The following is a 19,940-nucleotide window of genomic DNA, read 5'->3' as shown; positions in this document are numbered from 1 at the left end:
GCACTTTATTAACAATGGCTCCCGGCCATTTTTACGACTATTTTTTGGTGTACAGCGACGCCTCACCGTCCGGGCGCGTCTTGAAGCGCTTGTGCACCCAGTAGTACTGGGGAACCATGGTCATGATGGCCGCTTGCAGCTCGCGGTTCATGCGGGCGGTGTCGGCCACATGGTCATCCGTGGGGAAGTTTTCCCAGGCGGGCGTCAGCTCGGCCACATAGCCTTCAGGCGTCATGCGGTTGTACAGCGCCACCACTTTGGCCTTGCCCAGGCGGGCAAAGCGCGACAGCGAGGGGATGGTGGCCGTGCTCTCTACCGCGAAGAAGGGCACGAAGACCGAGTCGTTCTTGCCATAGTCCATATCCGGCAAAAGATAGAGCAGCCCGCCCTTGCGCACGCAAGAGATGATGGGCTTGACACCATCAGCACGGTTGAGCATCTTCACATGGCCAAAACGCTGGCGGCCCGCCATGAACCAGGCGTCCAGATCCGGATCGGGATTGGTCGCAAAAATCGAGGTGAACTCGCGCTCGGTGTTCAGCGGCAGCGCCAGCCCGCCCGCATCCATGCTGTAGAAGTGCGGCGCGAACACGATGGTGGGCATATCGCCTTCCAGCTCATGCGTGGCGCCCACCAGCTTGACGCGGCTGCGCACCAGCTCTTCCGAGCCAAACCACAGCCAGCTTCTGTCGAGAAACGTCTGGCAAAAGACTTCAAAAGACTCTTTCGCCCAGGCTTTGCGCTGGGCTTCGGGCACATCGGGAAAGCACAGTTCCAGATTGCGCAAAGCGATGCGACGGCGCTGACCGGCCACCACAAACAGCACGCGACCGATGAACTTGCCCAGACCGCGCAGCATGGGCAGCGGCAGCTTGGCCAGCACATGCATGAATCCAATGGCGATCTTGCTGGCACTCATGCCTTTCCCCCCTGCAATTTTTCTTCACGCGGCTGCTTGTAGCGGCCGTAGCCCCACAGGTATTGCTGCGGGCACTGGCGAATCGTGGCCTCCATGGCCTCGTTGATTTGCTGAACCGTGGCTTCCAGCGTCTGAGATTCGGGCACAGGCAATTCCTCTAAATACAGCGCATAGCCCCGCCCCCAGGACTTGCGTTCACACCGGGCCACGATCACCGTCGCACCGGTCTGCAGCACCAAGCGTGCTGCCAATGTCATCGTATACGCATCACGACCAAAGAATGGTGACCAGATGCCCTGCCCGTTGGGCGGCACCTGGTCAGGCAGCAGGCCCACGGCCTTGCCCTGGCGCAGCGATTTGATCATCTGCCGCACACCTGCCAGCGTGGTGGGCACGGCCTGCACGCCGGGGCGATTGCGGGCGGTTTCCAGAATCTCGGCCAGCCAGCCCTGGCGCGCAGGGCGGTACAGCACGGTGATATCGCCATGCTTGGCCGACCAGCGACGGGCCGCGGCCTGCACCGACATCTCAAAACAACCCAGGTGCGGTGTGAGATAGACAATGCCCTTGCCCTTTGCATAGGCCGCTTCTGCGCATTCGCCCCCCACGATGTCGCACGCAGGCAACTGGCCCAGCCAGATGCGCGGCATCTCGAACACCATGCGCCCCGCATGTCCCACGGCCGCGCTCAGTTGCCCGAAGCCATAGCCCGCCTGCGCGGCGTTAGCCGCAAATCGGCGCCGATAGGTGGGAGATAGCGCCCAGGTCACCCAGCCCATAGCTGCGCCAAGGCCATGCAATAGCCACAAAGGCAGTGCAGCAAACAGTCGAAACAGGGAAGGCATTAGAATAGAGGGGTCGCTGAGTTAAAGAGCAACTTGCAGGGCGACGTTAAAACAAAACTGCTAAAGCGTTCGCCAAGCTCCTGAAGGGCCCGGGCAACGCAATTGCCCAAGTTCTGAAGGAGTTTTTTCATTTATGGCAAACAGCGATTTTCTGTTCACTTCGGAATCGGTCTCTGAAGGCCATCCGGACAAGGTGGCGGACCAGATCTCCGACGCGATTCTGGACGCTATTTTCACCCAAGACCCGCACAGCCGCGTGGCAGCCGAGACACTGACCAACACCGGTCTGGTGGTATTGGCGGGTGAAATCACCACCGGCGCCAATGTCGACTACATCCAGGTCGCCCGCGACACCATCAAGCGCATCGGCTACGACAACACCGACTACGGCATCGACTACAAGGGTTGCGCCGTGCTGGTGGCTTACGACAAGCAAAGCCAGGACATCGCCCAGGGCGTGGACAAGGCCAGCGATGACGAGCTGAACACCGGCGCTGGCGACCAGGGCCTGATGTTTGGCTACGCCTGCGACGAAACGCCCGAGCTGATGCCCGCGCCCATCTACTACGCGCATCGTTTGGTCGAGCGCCAGGCCCAGCTGCGCAAGGACGGCCGCCTGCCCTTCCTGCGCCCCGATGCCAAGTCGCAAGTGACCATGCGCTATGTGGATGGCAAGCCTCACAGCATCGACACCGTGGTGCTGTCCACCCAGCACAGCCCCGACCAGTCGGAAACGGCTACCAAGATGAAGGCCTCGTTCACCGAAGCCATCATTGAAGAAATCATCAAGCCCGTGCTGCCATCCGAGTGGCTGCAGGACACCAAGTACCTGATCAACCCCACCGGCCGTTTCGTCGTGGGTGGCCCTCAGGGCGACTGCGGCCTGACCGGTCGCAAGATCATTGTGGACACCTACGGCGGTGCCTGCCCTCACGGCGGCGGTGCTTTCTCGGGTAAAGACCCAACCAAGGTGGACCGCTCGGCAGCCTACGCAGCCCGCTATGTGGCCAAGAACATTGTGGCTGCTGGTCTGGCCCGCCAGTGCCAGATTCAGGTCAGCTACGCCATTGGCGTGGCCCGCCCCATGAACATCACTGTGTACACCGAAGGTACCGGCGTGATTCCCGATGCGGAAATCGCCAAGCTGGTGGCTGCGCACTTTGACCTGCGCCCCAAGGGCATCATCCAGATGCTGGACCTGCTGCGCCCCATCTACAGCAAGACCGCTGCCTATGGCCACTTTGGCCGCGAAGAGCCTGAATTTACGTGGGAAAAGACGGACAAGGCAGCGGAGCTTCGCGCAGCTGCAGGCCTGAAAGGCTAACGAACGAAGTGAGCTTGTCCGGCTTTCGGCGCAGGCTCATTTCGCGCAGCGAAGTGAAGGGCCACAAGGCCCGTGCCGCAGCCAACGAACCGATAAGGCTGCGGAACTGCGTGCAGCAGCCGGTCTGAAGTAATTCAAAAGCCTCACCTCAAAAAGCCACTTTCGAGTGGCTTTTTTTATTTTCGGTCTGAACCTACGAAAAGACGCCAAAAAGACGCACTGCCCCATCGTCCGACACCGCCTAGCCTTGCTTATCAACGCAAACAAGGAGTCTTTATGCTCAAGTGGGCCATCATCTTTGCCGTCATCTCGCTGGTTGCTGGTGTCTTCGGCTTTACAGGCGTGGCAGCCGGTGCGGCTGGCATTGCCAAGATATTGTTCTTTATCTTTATTGCCATTGCCGTGATCTTTGTCGTGCTGGCCCTGCTGGGCATTGGCGCCGTCAGCTAGCCGGTTTGCACTCCATCAAAAAATGCCTGCAAGTACGCAGGCATTTTTTGATGGGCGGGTCATAGCCCTCTGGGGCTCAGCGCCAGTTCTTGCTTGAAGGCAGGTTTGACGCGATAGAGCTGCGCCGGTCTGTGCGCAGCGCCACTTTGCAAGGCACCAGGCACAGCCTCCAACCAGTCCATCTCATCCATCTTGCGTCTAAAGCTGACCTTGTTCAGCGGCTCGCCCAGGATGTTTTCATAGACCTGCTGCAGCTGCGGCAGCGTGAATGTTTCGCCGCACAGATGCACAGGCAGGGATGAATACAGGCTTTTGCTGCGCACCCGGGCCAGCGCGGCATCGACGATGGCCCGGTGGTCAAACGGCAGTTGCGGCAGCTGGGACACCGGCACCACGCTGATGTCTTCCGCAACTGCTGGCAGGTTCTGCTCTGGCAGCAAGGCGCAGTAGGCAATGGCGACAGACCAGCCACGCGGGTCACGTGCCGGGCCGGTGAAGGTCGCCAGTTGTTCCAGATACGCGCCCTCAATACCGACCTTGCTGCGCAGCACGCGCGCGGCGCTGGCCTGTGCATCGGCATCTTCCTCGGCATGGATATAGCCACCCGGCAAAGCCCAGACACCCGCAAACGGCGCTGCAGCGCGGCGCAGCAGGACGGCGTGAAGCTGCTGCGCGATCAGCGTGAGCAGCACCACGTCCACACTGACATGCACCGGCGGTCTGGCTTCAGCAGTTTGATTCATTTTTTTACCAAGTCTTTTCCTCTTGCAAAGATTATTTCACATCGGTCTTAATTTACTTAGTTGCAAATTTGTTTTAAGTAAATTAGACTGCAGCCATCGCACAATGCACGGAAGATGAAAATCATGAGCACTCACCGCACACAGCTACTCATCATTGATCCGCAAAACGACTTTTGCGATCTGCCGGACAACTGGCTGCCCGCTTACTCCCACCCCGGCCAGCACCCTGAGCCCGTTCAGGCCCCAGTGCTGCCAGTTGCAGGCGCACACGAAGACATGTTGCGACTGGCCGACTGGATCAGCGCCAACGCCGCCCGCATTGACCAGATTACGGTGACGCTGGATTCGCACCAGAGCTATGACATTGCCCACCCCGCCTTCTGGCAGCAGGGCAATGGCACGGCGGTGAACCCGTTCACGCAGATCACGGCAGCACAGGTGCGCGCTGGTGAGTTTGCGCCCCGCAACCGCGAGGAACTGGCCCGCGCCCTGGCCTATCTGGATCAGCTCGAAGCCCAGGGCAGTTACACGCTGATGGTCTGGCCCATGCACTGCGAAATCGGCAGCTGGGGCTATGGCGTGCACGCAGCCGTGCTCAAGGCCTATCGCAACTGGGAAGAAAGCCAGCTGCGCGCCGCCCGCCATGTCTTCAAGGGCATGAACCCGTTTACCGAGCACTACAGCGCCATCCGCGCCGAAGTGCCCGACCCGCAGGACCCTGAAACTGGCCTGAACACCGCCCTGCTGGCCCAACTGCGTGACTGCAGCCAGCTGGTGATTGCGGGCGAGGCCAGCAGCCACTGCGTGCGCGCCACCACTGAGCACATTGTGGAAAACTGGGGCAGCCATGACTTCTCGCGCATTGTTCTGCTGACAGACTGCATGAGCCCCGTTGGCGGCTTTGAATCTGCCCACACCGACTTCCTGCAGCGCATGCAGGCAATCGGTGTAAGGTGCGAAACCAGCGCCCGCTTTGGTTTATGAGACAAATTGACCTCTAGCGCTTATATATCAAGCGCTAGCAGCTCACATTTTTGAAAAGAAGAACGGCATGACTCCCATCATCACCAGCCTGCTGGATACCGACCTTTACAAGTTCACCATGTGGCAGGCCATGCTGCACCGCCACCCACAGACCGAGGCGGAGTATGAATTTGTCTGCCGCACGCCCACCGCCTTCCCGCTGACCGAGCTGCTGCCCGAGGTAGAGCGCGAGCTGGACGCCCTGTGCAGCCTGCGCTTTACGCAGGAAGATCTGGACTATCTGGCCAGCCTGCGCTTCATGAAGAGCGACTTCATCGACTTTCTGCGCATCTTCCAGTTTCAACGCTCCTTCATCAAAGCCTGGGCCGAGGGCGACACCCTGCACATCGTGGCGCGTGGCCCGCAGGTGCATGTGATGGGCTTCGAGATCTATGTGCTGGCCATCGTCAATGAACTGTATTTCCGCCGCTTCGATGCCGAGGCCGCGCTGATCGAAGGCCGCAAGCGCCTAGCGCTGAAGATTGAACAGCTCAAGCACCTGGCTGTGGAAGCCAAGCTGCGCAACCCCTTTGAGCTGTTTGACTTTGGCGTGCGCCGCCGCTTTTCCGGCCCCTGGCAGCGCGAGGTAGTGCAGGCTTTTGCCAAGGAGACCTCGCAGTGGTTCAAAGGCACATCCAACGTGCTGCTGGCCCGCGACCTCAACCTCGTTCCCATTGGCACCATGGCCCACGAATATCTGCAAAGCTACCAGGCGCTGGGCGTGCGCCTGCGCGACTTTCAGGTGGCCGCGCTGGAAGACTGGGTGCAGGAATACCGGGGCGATCTGGGCATTGCGCTGACCGATACCGTGGGCATGGATGCCTTTCTGGCCGACTTCGACATGTACTTTGCCAAGCTGTTCGACGGGCTGCGCCATGACTCTGGCGACCCTTTCGAGTGGGGCGAAAAAGCCCTGAACCACTACGCCAAGCTGCGCATAGACCCGCAGAACAAGCGTCTGGTGTTCTCGGACGGTCTGAACCTGGACACGGCGCTTGCCCTGTACCACCGCTTTGCCGATCGCATTCAGTGCGGCTTTGGCATTGGCACACGCCTGACCAACGACATGGGGCTGGAGACCATCAATATCGTGATGAAGCTCACCCACGCCAACGGCCAGCCCGTGGCCAAGATTTCGGACTCGCCCGGCAAGACGCTGTGCAACGATGAAACCTATCTGGCCTATCTGCGCCAGGTCTTCAGCATTCCCGAGCCTGCTGCAAAAACTTCCTGACAAGTCAGAAGAAGTCGCCTGAATCCACTGGAGAAGCAAACATGTTGAAAGTCACCCTGGCCCAGCTCAACTACATGGTGGGCGATATCAGCGGCAATATCCGCCGCATGAGCGAAGCCGCCGCCAAGGCAGCCGCTGACAAAGCCGATCTGGTCGTGTTCTCTGAGCTGTCGCTGTCGGGCTACTACCCCGGCGACATGCTGGACGAGCCCAGCTTTCTGCAGCGCCTGGACACTGGCCTGCAAGACCTGCTGGCCGCCACGCGCCAGCACCCCGATCTGCACTGGGTCGTGGGTGCGCCCACCCGCCACAAAGGGCCGGGCAAGCCGCTGCACAACAGCCTGCTGGTTCTGAAAGACGGGCAGATTCGCCTGCAGTACGACAAGCAGTTGCTGCCCACCTACAACATCTTTGACGAGCGCCGCCACTTCGAGCCCGGCGCCGACACCGCCAAGGTGCTGCGTGTGGGCAACTGCCAGGTGGGCTTTCTGGTCTGCGAAGACGGCTGGAACGATGAAGGCGCGGATTACGCCACCAATCCGTTTTCACGCATGGGCGATGCCGCACCCGACATGGTCATCAGCATCAATGCCAGCCCCAGCCACCTGGGCAAGCGCGAGCAGCGCCACGAAGTGTTTACGCAAGCGGCGACGCGCCACAAACTGTCCATCCTCTATGTGAACCAGATTGGCGGGCAGGACCAGATCGTGTTTGACGGCGCATCGTTTGCAGTCGAGCCCGAAGCCGGTGTGGTGTTTGAAGCCAAGCGCTTTGAAGAAGATGTCTACACGCTGGAGCTGGGCGACGACGGCCACTTCCAGCCTGTGGATGGCACATCGTTCCAGGCCGTGCCCGCACAGGGCCTGCCCACCATGGAGTTCTACCGCCAGCAAATCGTGCTGGGCCTGCGCGACTATGCACGCCGCTGCGGCTTCAAGCAGGTGGTGGTGGGTAGCTCGGGCGGCATTGATTCGGCGCTGACGCTGGCTCTGGCTGTCGATGCACTGGGCGCAAACAACGTGGTGGGCATCACCATGCCGTCCAACTATTCCTCGGCAGGCTCGGTCGATGATTCCGTGGACTTGTGCCGCAACCTGGGCATCAAGCTCTACGAGCACCCGATCAAGGAACTGGTCACCACCTATGCCCGCCAGTTCGAGGCCAGCTTTGGCGAGCCGCTCAAAGGCCTGGCACTGGAGAACCTGCAGGCCCGCGCACGCGGCACCACGCTGATGGAGTTTTCCAACGCCTTTGGCCACCTGCTGCTGACCACGGGCAACAAGTCCGAAGTGTCCGTGGGCTATTGCACTCTGTATGGCGACACCAACGGCGGCCTGGGCCTGCTGGGCGATCTGTACAAGACCGAAGTCTTTGAGCTGTCGCGCCACATCAACACCCATGCGGGGCGCGAGCTGATTCCGCAGGTCATCATCGACAAACCGCCATCGGCCGAACTGGCCCCCGGCCAGCGCGATGACGACAGCCTGCCGCCCTACCCCGTGCTGGACGAAATTCTGAAATGGCATGTGGAAGGCCAGCACCTTTCCAGCAAGGAATATGCGCAGGCCGCCGCTTTTGTGGAACAGCTCAGAACACAAGCGGGCGGCCCCGAGACCATTGCCCGCGTGCAAAAGCTGGTGTTTCGCAGCGAATACAAGCGCCGCCAGGCCCCGCCCATGCTGCGTGTGCGCCCACGCGCCTTTGGCACGGGCCGGCAAATGCCAATTGCGGCACACTACGAGTAAGCTGCCATCTATTAAAAAGTGAGCTGGTAGCGCTTACCCATCAAGCGCCACAGCCACTTTTTATCTATTTCCTGCCCTCAGGGGCCGTGTTTTCAGTACGGGTTTCGCTCACATGCCTCAAGCCAGTTCCCATACCGCCAGCAAGCGCGTTATCTCTGCCTCTCCCGAGACTTTGCCCACGTCCGTGCCCCTGCACACTGCGGTGCTGATTGGCCGCTTTCAGCCATTGCACAACGGCCATATGGCACTGCTGCACGCCGCGCTGGAGCGGGCCCGCCAGGTCGTCGTGGTGCTGGGCAGCGCCTGGCAGGCGCCCAACCCCAAGAACCCTTTTAGCTGGCAGGAACGCGCGCAGATGATGCGCGATGCGCTATCCAAAGAGGACGCCGAGCGCGTGCACTGCGTGCCTGTGCGCGACTATTACAACGAGCCGCTGTGGGTGCATGCCGTGCGCGACGCCGTGGCCACCCATGTGCCCGAGGGCGCCAGCGTGGCACTGGTGGGCCACTTCAAGGATTCCAGCAGCAGCTATCTCGCACGCTTTCCCGGCTGGGAACTCATCAGCCTGCCGCGCCTGGGCCAGTTTGATGCCACGCCGCTGCGCGAAATCTTCTTTGGCGAAGGCTCTGCCTCGCCCGAAGCCATGGAAGCGGCGCTGACCAAGCTTTCCACACAAATGCCTGCGAGCACTCTGGCCTTTTTGCGCCACTGGGCCCACACCCCCCTGTATGTGCGCATGCAAAAAGAATGGCACATGTTGCAGGCCTACAAGGAAGCCTGGGCCAAAGCGCCTTACTCGCCCGTGTTCGTCACGGTGGATGCCCTGCTGCGCTGCCACGCCAAGGGCAAGGACCAGGTGCTGCTGATTCAGCGCGGCCATGCGCCCGGCCAGGGCCTGTGGGCCATGCCCGGCGGCTTTCTGGAGCAGCGCGACAGCCTGTGGCAATCCTGCGTGCGCGAGTTGCGCGAGGAAACCTGTTCCGCCATCAGCGAAGCCGATCTGCTGGCAGCACTGCAGGCGGTTCAAGTGTTTGACCACCCTGATCGCAGCCTGCGCGGGCGTACCATTACCCATGTGCACTATCTGGACCTGGGCGTGCAACCCAGCCTGCCGCCGGTGCAGGGCGCTGACGATGCAGCCCTGGCCCGCTGGGTGCCGATTGCTGATCTGGCGCAAATGGAAGGCGACTTCTTTGAAGACCACTTCCAGATTCTGTGCCAGTTCCTGCCCATCACACTGGCCCACCACGAGCCAGCACGGCAACCGGCCTGAAGCGCACAGAATTTCAAAAACAATAGCTGACAGCGCTTATTAAATAAGGGCTTTCGCCACTTTTTACGGTAATTTCATGAGCCAACTGATTATTCGTCCCGCGACCGAGCAGGACATAGCCCTCATCCTGCACTTTGTGCGCGAACTCGCCATCTACGAAAAAGCAGAAGACGAAGCCAAGGCCACGCCCGAGCATATTCGCCGCACCCTGTTTTGCGAGCATCCAGCCGTCTTTGGGCTGATCTGCGAAGTGGATGGCAAGGCCGTCGGCTTTGCCGTGTACTTCTTCAACTTCTCCACCTGGCAAGGCCAGCACGGCCTGTACCTGGAAGACCTGTACGTGACGCCCGACGCCCGCGGCCACGGCGCCGGCAAGGCCCTGCTGCAGCGCCTGGCGCAGATTGCGCTGGAAAAAGACTGCGGCCGCTTTGAATGGAGCTGCCTGGACTGGAACACGCCATCTCTGAAGTTCTACGACAGTCTGGGTGCACTGCCCCAGACCGAGTGGATTCGCTACCGCATGACTGGCGATGCACTACAGACCCTGGCCCAGCCCAAAGCCTGAAACCCGGGCCTGGAACGCCAAAACGGCATCAATTCCCCGAAAAAACCCTTCAAACTGATGCATGGGCGCAGAACAAATGTGCCCTATGCAATATCCGGGCGGCCCGTAAATCGGCTTTCGGTGAAAATGAGGGGTTTGCCAAAACAAGAACAGAGGCGGCATATGCCGCCCTATCACACACAATGGGAATCCGTGGATGCCTAGCTATCAAGAACTCATGGCTCGCAAGAACGAGCTGGACAAGCGCATAGAAGAAGTGCGTGACACCGAAGCCAAAGAGGCTTTGGCCAATATCAAACAACTGATCAACACTTTTGGATTTACGGTCCAGCAGGTCTTCCCCTGGAAGCCTGAGGAAAAGAAAAAGGTCGAAGCCAAGTACTACGACCCCGAAAGTGGTGCGTCCTGGACTGGCCGTGGCAAGCCGCCCAAATGGATTGAAGGCAAGGATCGCAGTCAGTACGAGATCCAGAAGCCAACGTTCATTGACTTCGACGCCCCCCGCGACGAAAAAAACCCCTTCCCGGTGCAATAAGCGGCTGACGCCCTGTGCATCCGTGCATGCGGCCAGCACCGCCTACAGCGGTGCCTTGACCGCGCGCACCAAAGCCGCAACGCTCAGGCCTTGTATCAGCAGGCCTCCATCATTGGCATAGATCAGGTGCTGCACTAGCTGCTCTTGCAGGCCCGCCAAAGCGGGTGCCACTCGCAACTGTTCACTCTCGAAGCGCACCACGCCTTCAAGGTCGCTGACCAGCAAGCCCAGCCTGATGCCCTCGTGCTCCAGCACAATCACCTGGCTTTGTGCCGTTCGGGTCAAGGGCTTGCCAAACAGCAGCGCCCCCAGATCAAAAACCCAGACATACCCTGCCACAGCCCCCTGACTGCGCCGTGCCAGCGTGCCCACGCAATACGGCAAACGACCGGCCGATACAGGAGCAATGGCAGAGGCGCTCTGTGCCTCAAGCACACAGGCCGCATCGACCGCCAGCACGCTACGCCCCACAAAAAAGGTCGCCATCTCCAGGCCGGGTGCAGCGCTGCAGCTTTGCACCCGCGTATTGCGGCGCCAGACGGCTGCCAGCGCGTCACCCTGCACGGCACCAAACGCCTGAACAGACAGCGCGAGAACCTCTTCACAGTAGCCGTCGCTGCGCTTGAATTCCCGGTAGCCACTGCCCGCAGTGATCGCCACCACGCAGTACTGGTCCTGATACACCATGGCACGCGCCATGGTCTGGCCCGGCGCCAGGGCCAGCATCTGCGGCGGCAGCTCCAGCTTCATGCCCGGCTGCAGCGCCTCGTCAGAAGATGCCATGACCACGCCCAAGCGATTCAGATAAGCCACCCGCCTGCTGCTTGCACTTTCCTGCTGCACGCCCATCACACCTTCCAGCATGGCTTTGAATTCACGCTGCGCATGAAACACCAGGCCAATGCCGCCCAGCATCACACCATCGGCATTGCGTATGGGCGCGTAATAGACATAGGTTGAGCCGCCCTTTTCATGCTGCAGACATGGCCGCCATGGCGAGACGTGATAGGCCTGAGACGCGCCCAGCGCCAGAACTTGCTGCAGGCTGTCCGCTTCTATGTCGGTGCCCAGAAGGTCCTGAAACTCGGCGTCTGCCCGGCCCCGCTGGCTGCAGGCCACAACCCTGCCGCGCGTGTCATAGACCATGATTTGCTGATAGACCGTGTACAGCGCGTGAATGCCGGTGAGCAGCTCGCAAACTTCGTCCACCTGACTGGCACTCGCCTCTCCCAGCGCCTGATCCTCCAGCAGCGCCGATAGCTGCGGCGTCAAAGCCCACCAGCGACAGTCGTTGGCGCGCTCGTACAGATTACGGTCCAGCAAGTCCACCAGCAGGCTCGTCAGCAGGCTGTTGTCTCTCAATGCGGTATTGAGCACCGTGCCGTAAAGCGCATCAATGGATTGAGAAAACACCTCGTTGGTTCGCGCCCCGGTCTCGCCAATCTGCTCCAACATGGCCTGAAGCCGGGTGTTGTCCAGCTGCTTGCCAGCGGTCATGACACGCCCGTTCCAGACCACGCGACGTATGGTGTCCGCCGCGCTGTGAATGGCATGCAAAGGCGGGCAAAAGCGGTGTGCATGTGCCAGCAAGCCCTGCGCCACGGCAGCATCCAGCCCCTCCATGCCCGCTTGCGGCTGAAGCCCGAAGGCCAGCTCCAGTGGCGTCATGATCTGCGCCCGCCAGCCCTGTGGCCCCATATAGCCCTGATAGCCCGCCGAAGCCGCTGACTGCACCAGATAAGTGCGACCGCCATGAACATACAGCACACCCGCACCATCGCGGTGAGGTCGCAGCTTCGCACCCACACCAATCCAGTGCACATCGCTGCTGGCCAGAACCATTCCCTGGCCATCCAGTAGCAGAGCAATACGGGTCTGCGCCCCCTGCGCACTGCTGCTGTCCGCCTGCTCGCGCCCACTCCAGATGCCTTGCATCTCGCCTTCAAAGTCAAAGCACAGACACAGCACACCCATGGGCCGCCGACTGACCGGGTGCAGCATGCGCTGGGCATAGATCAGCCCATTGCGATGCCCCTGCAGTAAGTCAGTGGCACCAAAACGCTGCACAAAGCCCTGGCTTTGCAGGGCAGTGGCAATCAGCGAATCCTGACATGGCTGATCTGCGCCCTGCCTGCTCTCGTCTTCTTGAGCGCGCGCCTGCACCCGGCCTTCGGTATCCAGCAGCAAAATATCCTCATACACCGTGTATTTGCTGCGATAGGCGCGCAGGCGCTGCGTGACCGCTGCCTTATCGCCATCCAGCCCCGCCAGGAAACGGCACAGCACGGCATCGGTCGCCAGAAACCCCACATCGGCAGTGCGCTCGTAAAGATTACGCACCAGCGTATCCATCAAATGCTGCGCCTGGCTGGCCTGTCCTGCCGTAACGCCCGCCACCGCCTGTGCCACCATGGATTGCACCAGGTCCTGCTCCAGCCTCTCGAAGCCGCCACGCGTGGCGGCCATCATGGGCAGCAAGGCCTGTGCCTCCTGCGGGCAATTCATCTTGGCGGAGGACTCTATGAGCCGCCACATCAGGTTCAGCTCGCGCAGCGAGCTCTCGCAGCGCCCCACTCGGCGCATATGAGGAATGAAGGCGTCTGTCTGTAGCAGTTCACGGGCGCGCTGCGCCGGGGCAATCATGGTTTCTGGAGGCATGCTCTGGCAGAGCAAAAGCCAGGCCTATTTGTAAATTCGCGTTACAGATAGCTCAGAACAAACCCTGCGTCCTGACGGATTGCCCCTGCAATCGGCTGGAGCGAGGTCTTGAAAGCGCGGGAAATTGCCTTATTATTAGCACTCGAAGGGGTTGAGTGCTAACAGCTTGACCCTAGATATTCCGAATGTCGGCCAGGATGGCTGGCAAGTCTTGTTTCAACTTTGTTGATGTATTTAGGAGTTGGTATGAACCTGCGTCCCCTGCACGATCGCGTGATCGTCAAGCGCCTCGAAAACGAAACCAAGACAGCCTCGGGCATCGTGCTCCCTGATGCTGCCACCGAGAAGCCTGACCAGGGCGAAGTGCTGGCTGTGGGCCCCGGCAAGCGCAATGACAAGGGCGAACAAATCGCTCTGAACGTGAAGGTCGGTGACCGCGTTCTGTTCGGCAAGTACTCCGGCCAAGCCGTGAAGATCAACGGCGACGAGCTGCTGGTCATGAAGGAAGACGACCTGTTCGCAGTCGTCGAGAAGTAATTCGCTGCGCGAATTACCCCTTTCAAACATCGAATTTCATAGCTGCCAGCGCTTATTAGATAAGGGCTGGCAGGCAAATTGATCCAAATCTTTAGGAGCCACAAATGGCAGCAAAAGACGTAGTTTTCGGCGGTGAAGCACGTGCACGCATGGTTGAAGGCGTGAACATTCTGGCTAACGCAGTCAAGGTTACCCTGGGCCCCAAGGGTCGTAACGTGGTGCTGGAGCGCTCGTTCGGCGCCCCTACCGTGACCAAGGACGGTGTGTCCGTGGCCAAGGAAATCGAACTCAAGGACAAGCTGCAGAACATGGGCGCCCAGCTCGTGAAGGAAGTGGCCTCCAAGACCAACGACATCGCCGGTGACGGCACCACGACTGCTACCGTGCTGGCACAAGCCATCGTGCGCGAAGGCTCCAAGTACGTGGCCGCTGGTCTGAACCCCATGGACCTGAAGCGTGGTATCGACAAGGCTGTCGCTGCCCTGGTGGAAGAGCTGAAGAAGCAATCCAAGGCCACCACCACTTCCAAGGAAATCGCTCAAGTGGGCACGATCTCCGCTAACTCCGACGCTGACGTGGGCGAAATCATCGCTCAAGCCATGGACAAGGTCGGCAAGGAAGGCGTGATCACTGTTGAAGAAGGCAAGTCCCTGGCCAACGAACTGGATGTCGTCGAAGGCATGCAATTCGACCGTGGCTACCTGTCGCCCTACTTCATCAACAACCCCGAAAAGCAATCCGCGATTCTGGACAACCCCTTCGTGCTGCTGTTCGACAAGAAGATCAGCAACATCCGCGACCTGCTGCCTACCCTGGAAGCCGTTGCAAAGGCTGGCCGTCCTCTGCTGATCATTGCTGAAGACGTCGAAGGCGAAGCCCTGGCTACGCTGGTGGTCAACACCATCCGCGGCATCCTGAAGGTTGTGGCTGTGAAGGCTCCTGGCTTCGGCGACCGCCGCAAGGCCATGCTGGAAGACATCGCCATCCTGACTGGCGGCAAGGTCATCGCTGAAGAAGTGGGCCTGTCGCTGGACAAGGTGACTCTGGAAGACCTGGGCCAGGCTCAGCGCGTCGAAATCGGCAAGGAAAACACCACCATCATCGACGGTGCTGGCCAGGCTGACGAAATCGAAGCCCGCGTCAAGCAAATCCGCATCCAGATCGAAGAAGCCACTTCCGACTACGACCGCGAAAAACTGCAAGAACGCGTGGCCAAGCTGGCCGGCGGTGTTGCCGTGATCAAGGTTGGCGCTGCCACCGAAGTCGAAATGAAGGAAAAGAAGGCCCGCGTTGAAGACGCCCTGCACGCTACCCGCGCTGCTGTGGAAGAAGGCATCGTGGCCGGTGGCGGCGTGGCTCTGCTGCGCGCCAAGCAAGCTGTGGGCGCTCTGGCGACCGGCAATGCCGAGCAAGACGCTGGCATCAAGCTGGTGCTGAAGGCCGTGGAAGCTCCTCTGCGCGAAATCGTGGCCAACGCCGGTGGCGAGCCCTCCGTGGTGGTGGACTCCGTCCTGAAGGGCAACGGCAACTTCGGCTTCAACGCCGCCAACGACACCTACGGCGACATGCTGGAAATGGGTATCCTGGACCCCACCAAGGTAACTCGTACTGCTCTGCAGAACGCCGCTTCCGTGGCTTCCCTGCTGCTGACCACCGAGTGCATGATCGCTGACGCCCCCAAGGCTGAAGGCGCTGGTGCCCCTGACATGGGTGGCATGGGCGGCATGGGTGGCATGGGCGGCATGGGCATGTAATTGCCAGGCTGCTGACCGGGTGCTTCATTCACCCGGTTCTGCTCAAAAACAAAAAGGCCGCGAATGCGGCCTTTTTGTTTGGTCCCTGATTGAAAAATACCCGGCCAGTTTACACTGACCGGGTATTTTTAGATTAATTCAACACCATCAGAAACGGTGGCGTAGGCCAACTGTAATACCTGTGCGCTTTGTTGCTCCATTGCCATCCACAAACATCTTGCTGCCTCCGCTGACCTTTGTATGGTCTACACCGAAATAGGCATCTGTCCTCTTAGAGAAAGCATAGTCAACAACAGCAACCACAAAATCTGCTTTACCGTTATAGGCCCCGCTAGCCGAACCCGACTGCTTAGCATGGAAGTAATGAACACCTGCATTGACTTGCGGCGTAATTTGATAACCCACACCGATCTTAAACATCTCACGTTTATTTGCATCACCGGCACTAAAAGCACCATTTGCAGCAGCATAAACACCTGCAGTACCTTGCCACATTGAGGTCAGAACTGCAATATCAGTGGCACCCTTTACATCCTTGCGCTTATTTTGTGCATAGCCAAGATTGAAATAAAGGCCTCCAGTACGATAAGAACCACCCAAAGTCCAAGCATCAACCTTGGTACCCATTGGCAAAGTGGTTCCCAAGTAACCAAGCCCTGCTGAAATTCCACTCTGCGAATAGCGCAGATAACCACCTGCTGTCTTCATTGCGGCATTTGTCGGAGAGAAATTAGCTCCTGTATTTTTCTCATCAAAAGAATATTGCAATGCCCCACGCACTGGACCAAACTCCGCAACATACTTCAACATATTGTCTGCACGAGCCCCCATCGACATCCCAATTTCAGGCTTGTACGCCTCCATATAAGGGGAATATGGGAAGGATGAATATGTGGAGGTCACCAAGTCAAACAACATATTGTATTGGCGCCCCATGGTGATCTGACCAAAGCTCTTACTACGCAGTCCTACCCAGGACTGCTGAAAATAATTTGAGGAAGCCCCCGAGCCAGAGTCAGTCAAAAAGCGGTTCTCTAGGTTCGCAATAGCAGAAAGGCCGCCACCTAGGTCTTCTGTAACATTGATACCCCAGCGGCTCTGAGACATACCGCCACCAATCATTCTAGTCACGCCACTCTTATCAGCCCCCTCATTGGTTGTATGGCGAATGGCTGCATCCACAATGCCATAAAGCTGCACACTACTTTGCGCATAAGCCATGCCTCCCAAGGCACCCAATACAGCCAAAGCCAGCGTCTTTTTCACAAATGAAGTTGTCATTGTGTTGCCTCTCTCTTAGTTCACAAACAGTTGGTGGAAATTTCATTCTAAAAATCCATCCACACATTGCGTAACGATTGGCGCAAGCACAACACAGGCCTTTCCCTCGCGGATTTACCCTCTCAGTAATCACCCTTTCAGTTTTATCCGCAAAAATAGAAAAGGCCTGTCTTTCGACAGGCCTTTTAAGCTTTAAGCAATTACTGGCTTATGCCAGCAACTGATTAGAAAGCGTGACGCAGACCCACTTGGATACCGTGGTTGTTGCCGTTCACGCCAGTAGTGTAGCCGCCTGCACCGCTGTTGATCAGGGTCATAGCACGGCCATCCTTGTTCTTCATGTACGAGTATGTACCGTACAGAGCAGTGCGCTTGGACAGGTTGTGCACATAACCCAGGCTCAGTTGATGAGCCTTGCCATCACCTTGAGCAGCACCATTCTTGCCGTCGTACAGAGCGTACTGAGCCTTCACTTCACCCACGCCACCCACAGGAGCGGAAACACCCAAAGCGTAGCTGGTTTGCTTGGTGTTCACTGCTTGACCCTTTTCCTTGGCTTGCAGCACCAGACCGTTCACCTTGGCAACGCCAAAGTCGTAGGAGGCACCCAGACCGTAGGTTTCCACAGTGCTGTTAGCAAAACCGGCTTGAGCCAGCGAAGCGCCGTTCTTGTGATCAGCACCGATTGTGACGCTCAGAGGACCATTGTTGTAAGCAGCAAAGCCACCAACGTAACGGTTGTAAGCGCCACCTTGAGTGGATTCACCGAAAGCGTAGTTCACGCCAGCTGTGAAGCCAGAGAAGTTAGGCGTGAAGTAAGCGATCATGTTGTTTTGACGGATGCCGTCACCAACAGTGCTGTTCCAGCCGCGGAAGCCGCCAACGCCGATCACGCTGAAGTTGGAGTAAGCCGACAGCTTGTTGTAAGCAGCGGTTTCATCACGACCCAGGCGCACTTCACCGAAGTTACCCATCAGGCTCACAGTGGAGCGACGAGCAAATTCCAGACCATTGCCAGAAGCGCCAGCAGCAGCACCGTTACCGGTATCGCTGTTGAAGCCGGATTCCAGCCAGAAACCAGCCTTCAGACCGCCACCCAGATCTTCCACGCCGCGGAAGCCCAGACGAGAAGAAGCGTTGCCGCCTGTGGACAGGCCGTAGTTCTTAGTGCTGCCATCGCCAGTACCCTTCAGGTAGGCAACGCCAGTGTCGACCACACCAAACATGGTCACGGAAGATTGAGCCATTGCGGCGCCGGAAGCGGCCAGCACTGCCAGGGCGATCAGAGATTTTTTCATTACGAGTTACTCCAAGGTTTAGAAGGGCGCCGGTTCTATGGGAGAGAGACTTGAGCCTCGAGCTCCACCGGTTTCCCGCGCCAACCTCCTGGTGGGGAAGTTGGGTCTATTGCACCAGACCCCCGGCAGCAGCGCAAAGGAATTCACCCAAAACCGGCGGATTCCGGCGATTTTCGTTGCACTACCGCAACAAACAACTCTGACGCGCTATTAGGTGCGGCACTTAAGGGTTCCACCTTGGCATTGCCCCAGCGCAAGTTGCGGGTGAAGCACTCTGGTGTACCTTATGCACATTGGCACGATGCATGTGCCGCACCGTGTTGTTTCAAGAGCCATGGATAAATTTCTGACTGCTGCAGATGCAGCCCTTCGCACCCTGTTTGCTGACCCTCCTGCGGCCGAGCGCTCCCCGGCCTCCGGGATTGCCGAGGCCAGTCTCGATGAGAATCAGCGCCGCCTGTCTGGCGCATTGATGCGCGTCAACCATGTGGGAGAAGTCTGCGCGCAGGCTTTATACAACGCTCAGGCCATGGTGACCAAGGATGCAGAGTTGCGCGAGCATCTGTTGCATGCCGCACGCGAGGAAATGGATCACCTGGCCTGGACTCGTGAACGTCTGCATGCGCTGGGGGATCGCCCGTCGCTGCTGAACCCGCTGTGGTTTGCCGGTGCTTTTGCCATTGGCACGATTGCAGCCAAGGTCAGTGATGCGGCAAGTCTGGGCTTTGTCGTGGAAACCGAGAATCAGGTTTCAGCCCACCTGGCCAGCCATCTGGGCCGCCTGCCCGAAGAGGATGAAGCCTCGCGCGCCGTGGTGGAGCGCATGAAGGATGATGAAGAGCGCCACGCAGCAGCGGCCATTGATGAGGGTGCTGTACAGCTTCCTCCCGCGATACAAGGCTTGATGCGTGTTGCAGCCAAGGTCATGACAACAACTGCACACCGCATCTGACATCACCGCCATCCAACAAAAAACGGGTCCACACAGGACCCGTTTTTCATCAGCGATACCGCTCAGGCTTCGACGATGTCAAAACCGGTCGTGATTTCAGCCGTCTTGCCCAGCATGATGGTGGCCGAGCAGTATTTGTCGTGACTCATCTCGATGGCACGCTCCACTGCTGCAGCAGGCAGGTTCTTGCCGCTGACGGTGAACTGCATATGGATTTTCGTGAAGACCTTGGGATCCGTGTCTGCGCGCTCGGATGTCAGCTGAACGCTGCAGCCCTTCACATCGTGGCGGCCACGCTTGAGGATCAGCACCACGTCATAGGCGGTGCAGCCGCCAGCGCCTGCCAGCAGCATTTCCATGGGGCGCGGGGCCTGATTGCGGCCGCCGTTGGCCGGATTCCTCTCATCGGGCGCGCCATCCATGTTCACCACATGGCCGCTGCCAGTCTCTGCCACAAAACCCATGCCAGAGCGCATTCCAGTGGCCGCGCCTGTCCAACTAACTGTGCATTCCATCGTATTTCCTCTCAAAGCTGTTGCAATTTTGCATCAAATACATAAAAACCCGAATCTTTTGATGCACAGAAATTTCAAGACCCCTACAATACAACTCAAGCGTTACCTGTGAGGTCAAACCCGCAGATGGACCACAGATCTATGGAAAGCACTAGTCTGTATCGCACCACTTGTCTCCTCCACCTCCTCTAATGGTGGATTCAGCCCCTAGCTTCACAGCTGGGGGCTTTTTTTTGGCCGCCTGCCTCCTGCACCTTTGCAGTTCTCCATCAGACAGGACTCACCTCTT

18 protein-coding genes are annotated in these 19,940 nt (G+C 58.9%); 11 read left to right on the top strand and 7 right to left on the bottom strand.

Features of this window, described 5'->3' with window-relative positions; translation table 11 throughout:
- Positions 1-37 precede the first annotated feature (37 nt).
- Complete coding sequence (locus JDW18_RS03685) at positions 38-919, bottom strand: lysophospholipid acyltransferase family protein (RefSeq protein ID WP_218242398.1); 882 nt, start codon at positions 917-919, stop codon at positions 38-40.
- Positions 916-1,764 (bottom strand): lysophospholipid acyltransferase family protein, encoded by an 849-nt coding sequence (locus tag JDW18_RS03680; protein WP_218242397.1) that lies wholly within the window; start codon positions 1,762-1,764, stop codon positions 916-918. The genes JDW18_RS03685 and JDW18_RS03680 overlap by 4 nt, the downstream gene beginning before the upstream one ends.
- 133 nt (positions 1,765-1,897) lie before the next feature.
- On the opposite strand from JDW18_RS03680, the gene metK reads away from it, so the two are divergent.
- A complete protein-coding gene (gene metK, locus JDW18_RS03675) occupies positions 1,898-3,088 on the top strand; it encodes a methionine adenosyltransferase (protein ID WP_218242396.1) in 1,191 nt (396 codons plus the stop codon).
- A gap of 276 nt (positions 3,089-3,364) precedes the next feature.
- Positions 3,365-3,538, top strand: a complete 174-nt coding sequence (locus JDW18_RS03670) for a DUF1328 domain-containing protein (RefSeq protein ID WP_218242395.1) — start codon at positions 3,365-3,367, stop codon at positions 3,536-3,538.
- A gap of 59 nt (positions 3,539-3,597) precedes the next feature.
- On the opposite strand, the gene JDW18_RS03665 is transcribed toward JDW18_RS03670, so the two are convergent.
- On the bottom strand, positions 3,598-4,281 hold the full coding sequence (locus JDW18_RS03665) for an NUDIX hydrolase (protein ID WP_218242394.1): 684 nt from the start codon (positions 4,279-4,281) through the stop codon (positions 3,598-3,600).
- Between the two features lie 123 nt (positions 4,282-4,404).
- Between JDW18_RS03665 and JDW18_RS03660 the strand changes: the two genes are divergently transcribed.
- From JDW18_RS03660 to JDW18_RS03635, 6 genes are all read left to right on the top strand, one after another.
- A complete protein-coding gene (locus JDW18_RS03660) occupies positions 4,405-5,265 on the top strand; it encodes a cysteine hydrolase family protein (RefSeq protein WP_218242393.1) in 861 nt (286 codons plus the stop codon).
- 67 nt (positions 5,266-5,332) lie between these two features.
- The gene (pncB, locus tag JDW18_RS03655; RefSeq protein WP_218242392.1) at positions 5,333-6,538 is read left to right on the top strand and encodes a nicotinate phosphoribosyltransferase; all 1,206 of its coding nucleotides are present in this window, start codon (positions 5,333-5,335) and stop codon (positions 6,536-6,538) included.
- Between the two features lie 41 nt (positions 6,539-6,579).
- A complete protein-coding gene (locus JDW18_RS03650) occupies positions 6,580-8,283 on the top strand; it encodes an NAD+ synthase (protein ID WP_218242391.1) in 1,704 nt (567 codons plus the stop codon).
- 112 nt (positions 8,284-8,395) lie between these two features.
- Positions 8,396-9,556 carry a bifunctional nicotinamide-nucleotide adenylyltransferase/Nudix hydroxylase gene (locus tag JDW18_RS03645; protein ID WP_218242390.1) on the top strand — a complete coding sequence of 387 codons (1,161 nt, stop codon included), beginning with the start codon at positions 8,396-8,398 and terminating at the stop codon, positions 9,554-9,556.
- 76 nt (positions 9,557-9,632) lie between these two features.
- On the top strand, positions 9,633-10,121 hold the full coding sequence (locus JDW18_RS03640; protein ID WP_218242389.1) for a GNAT family N-acetyltransferase: 489 nt from the start codon (positions 9,633-9,635) through the stop codon (positions 10,119-10,121).
- Positions 10,122-10,317: 196 nt separating this feature from the next.
- Positions 10,318-10,656, top strand: a complete 339-nt coding sequence (locus JDW18_RS03635; RefSeq protein ID WP_218242388.1) for an H-NS histone family protein — start codon at positions 10,318-10,320, stop codon at positions 10,654-10,656.
- A 42-nt stretch (positions 10,657-10,698) separates the two neighbouring features.
- Here JDW18_RS03635 and JDW18_RS03630 read toward each other — a convergent pair whose 3' ends face one another.
- On the bottom strand, positions 10,699-13,314 hold the full coding sequence (locus tag JDW18_RS03630) for a chemotaxis protein CheW (RefSeq protein WP_246610259.1): 2,616 nt from the start codon (positions 13,312-13,314) through the stop codon (positions 10,699-10,701).
- A 246-nt stretch (positions 13,315-13,560) separates the two neighbouring features.
- Between JDW18_RS03630 and groES the strand changes: the two genes are divergently transcribed.
- Together groES and groL are read left to right on the top strand one after the other, a co-directional pair.
- On the top strand, positions 13,561-13,851 hold the full coding sequence (gene groES / locus JDW18_RS03625) for a co-chaperone GroES (protein ID WP_158389406.1): 291 nt from the start codon (positions 13,561-13,563) through the stop codon (positions 13,849-13,851).
- A 104-nt stretch (positions 13,852-13,955) separates the two neighbouring features.
- Positions 13,956-15,605, top strand: coding sequence for a chaperonin GroEL (groL, locus tag JDW18_RS03620; protein ID WP_218242387.1), 1,650 nt, complete (start codon positions 13,956-13,958; stop codon positions 15,603-15,605).
- 147 nt (positions 15,606-15,752) lie between these two features.
- Here groL and JDW18_RS03615 read toward each other — a convergent pair whose 3' ends face one another.
- Positions 15,753-16,886: a porin gene (locus JDW18_RS03615; protein ID WP_218242386.1), complete on the bottom strand. Its 1,134-nt coding sequence runs from the start codon at positions 16,884-16,886 to the stop codon at positions 15,753-15,755.
- 224 nt (positions 16,887-17,110) lie between these two features.
- Entirely contained in the window at positions 17,111-18,184 is a 1,074-nt protein-coding gene (locus JDW18_RS03610; protein WP_218242385.1) for a porin, read from the bottom strand.
- 334 nt (positions 18,185-18,518) lie between these two features.
- Between JDW18_RS03610 and coq7 the strand changes: the two genes are divergently transcribed.
- Complete coding sequence (gene coq7 / locus JDW18_RS03605) at positions 18,519-19,136, top strand: 2-polyprenyl-3-methyl-6-methoxy-1,4-benzoquinone monooxygenase (protein WP_218242384.1); 618 nt, start codon at positions 18,519-18,521, stop codon at positions 19,134-19,136.
- 62 nt (positions 19,137-19,198) lie between these two features.
- Here coq7 and JDW18_RS03600 read toward each other — a convergent pair whose 3' ends face one another.
- Positions 19,199-19,651, bottom strand: a complete 453-nt coding sequence (locus tag JDW18_RS03600) for an OsmC family protein (RefSeq protein ID WP_218242383.1) — start codon at positions 19,649-19,651, stop codon at positions 19,199-19,201.
- Positions 19,652-19,940 lie beyond the last annotated feature (289 nt).

Origin of the sequence: Comamonas fluminis, assembly GCF_019186805.1 — a bacterium.
In the GTDB taxonomy this organism is placed as follows: Bacteria; Pseudomonadota; Gammaproteobacteria; order Burkholderiales; family Burkholderiaceae_C; genus Comamonas; species Comamonas fluminis.
The sequence above is the reverse complement of the archived record's forward strand: the minus strand, read 5'-3'. Positions and strand labels throughout refer to the sequence as shown.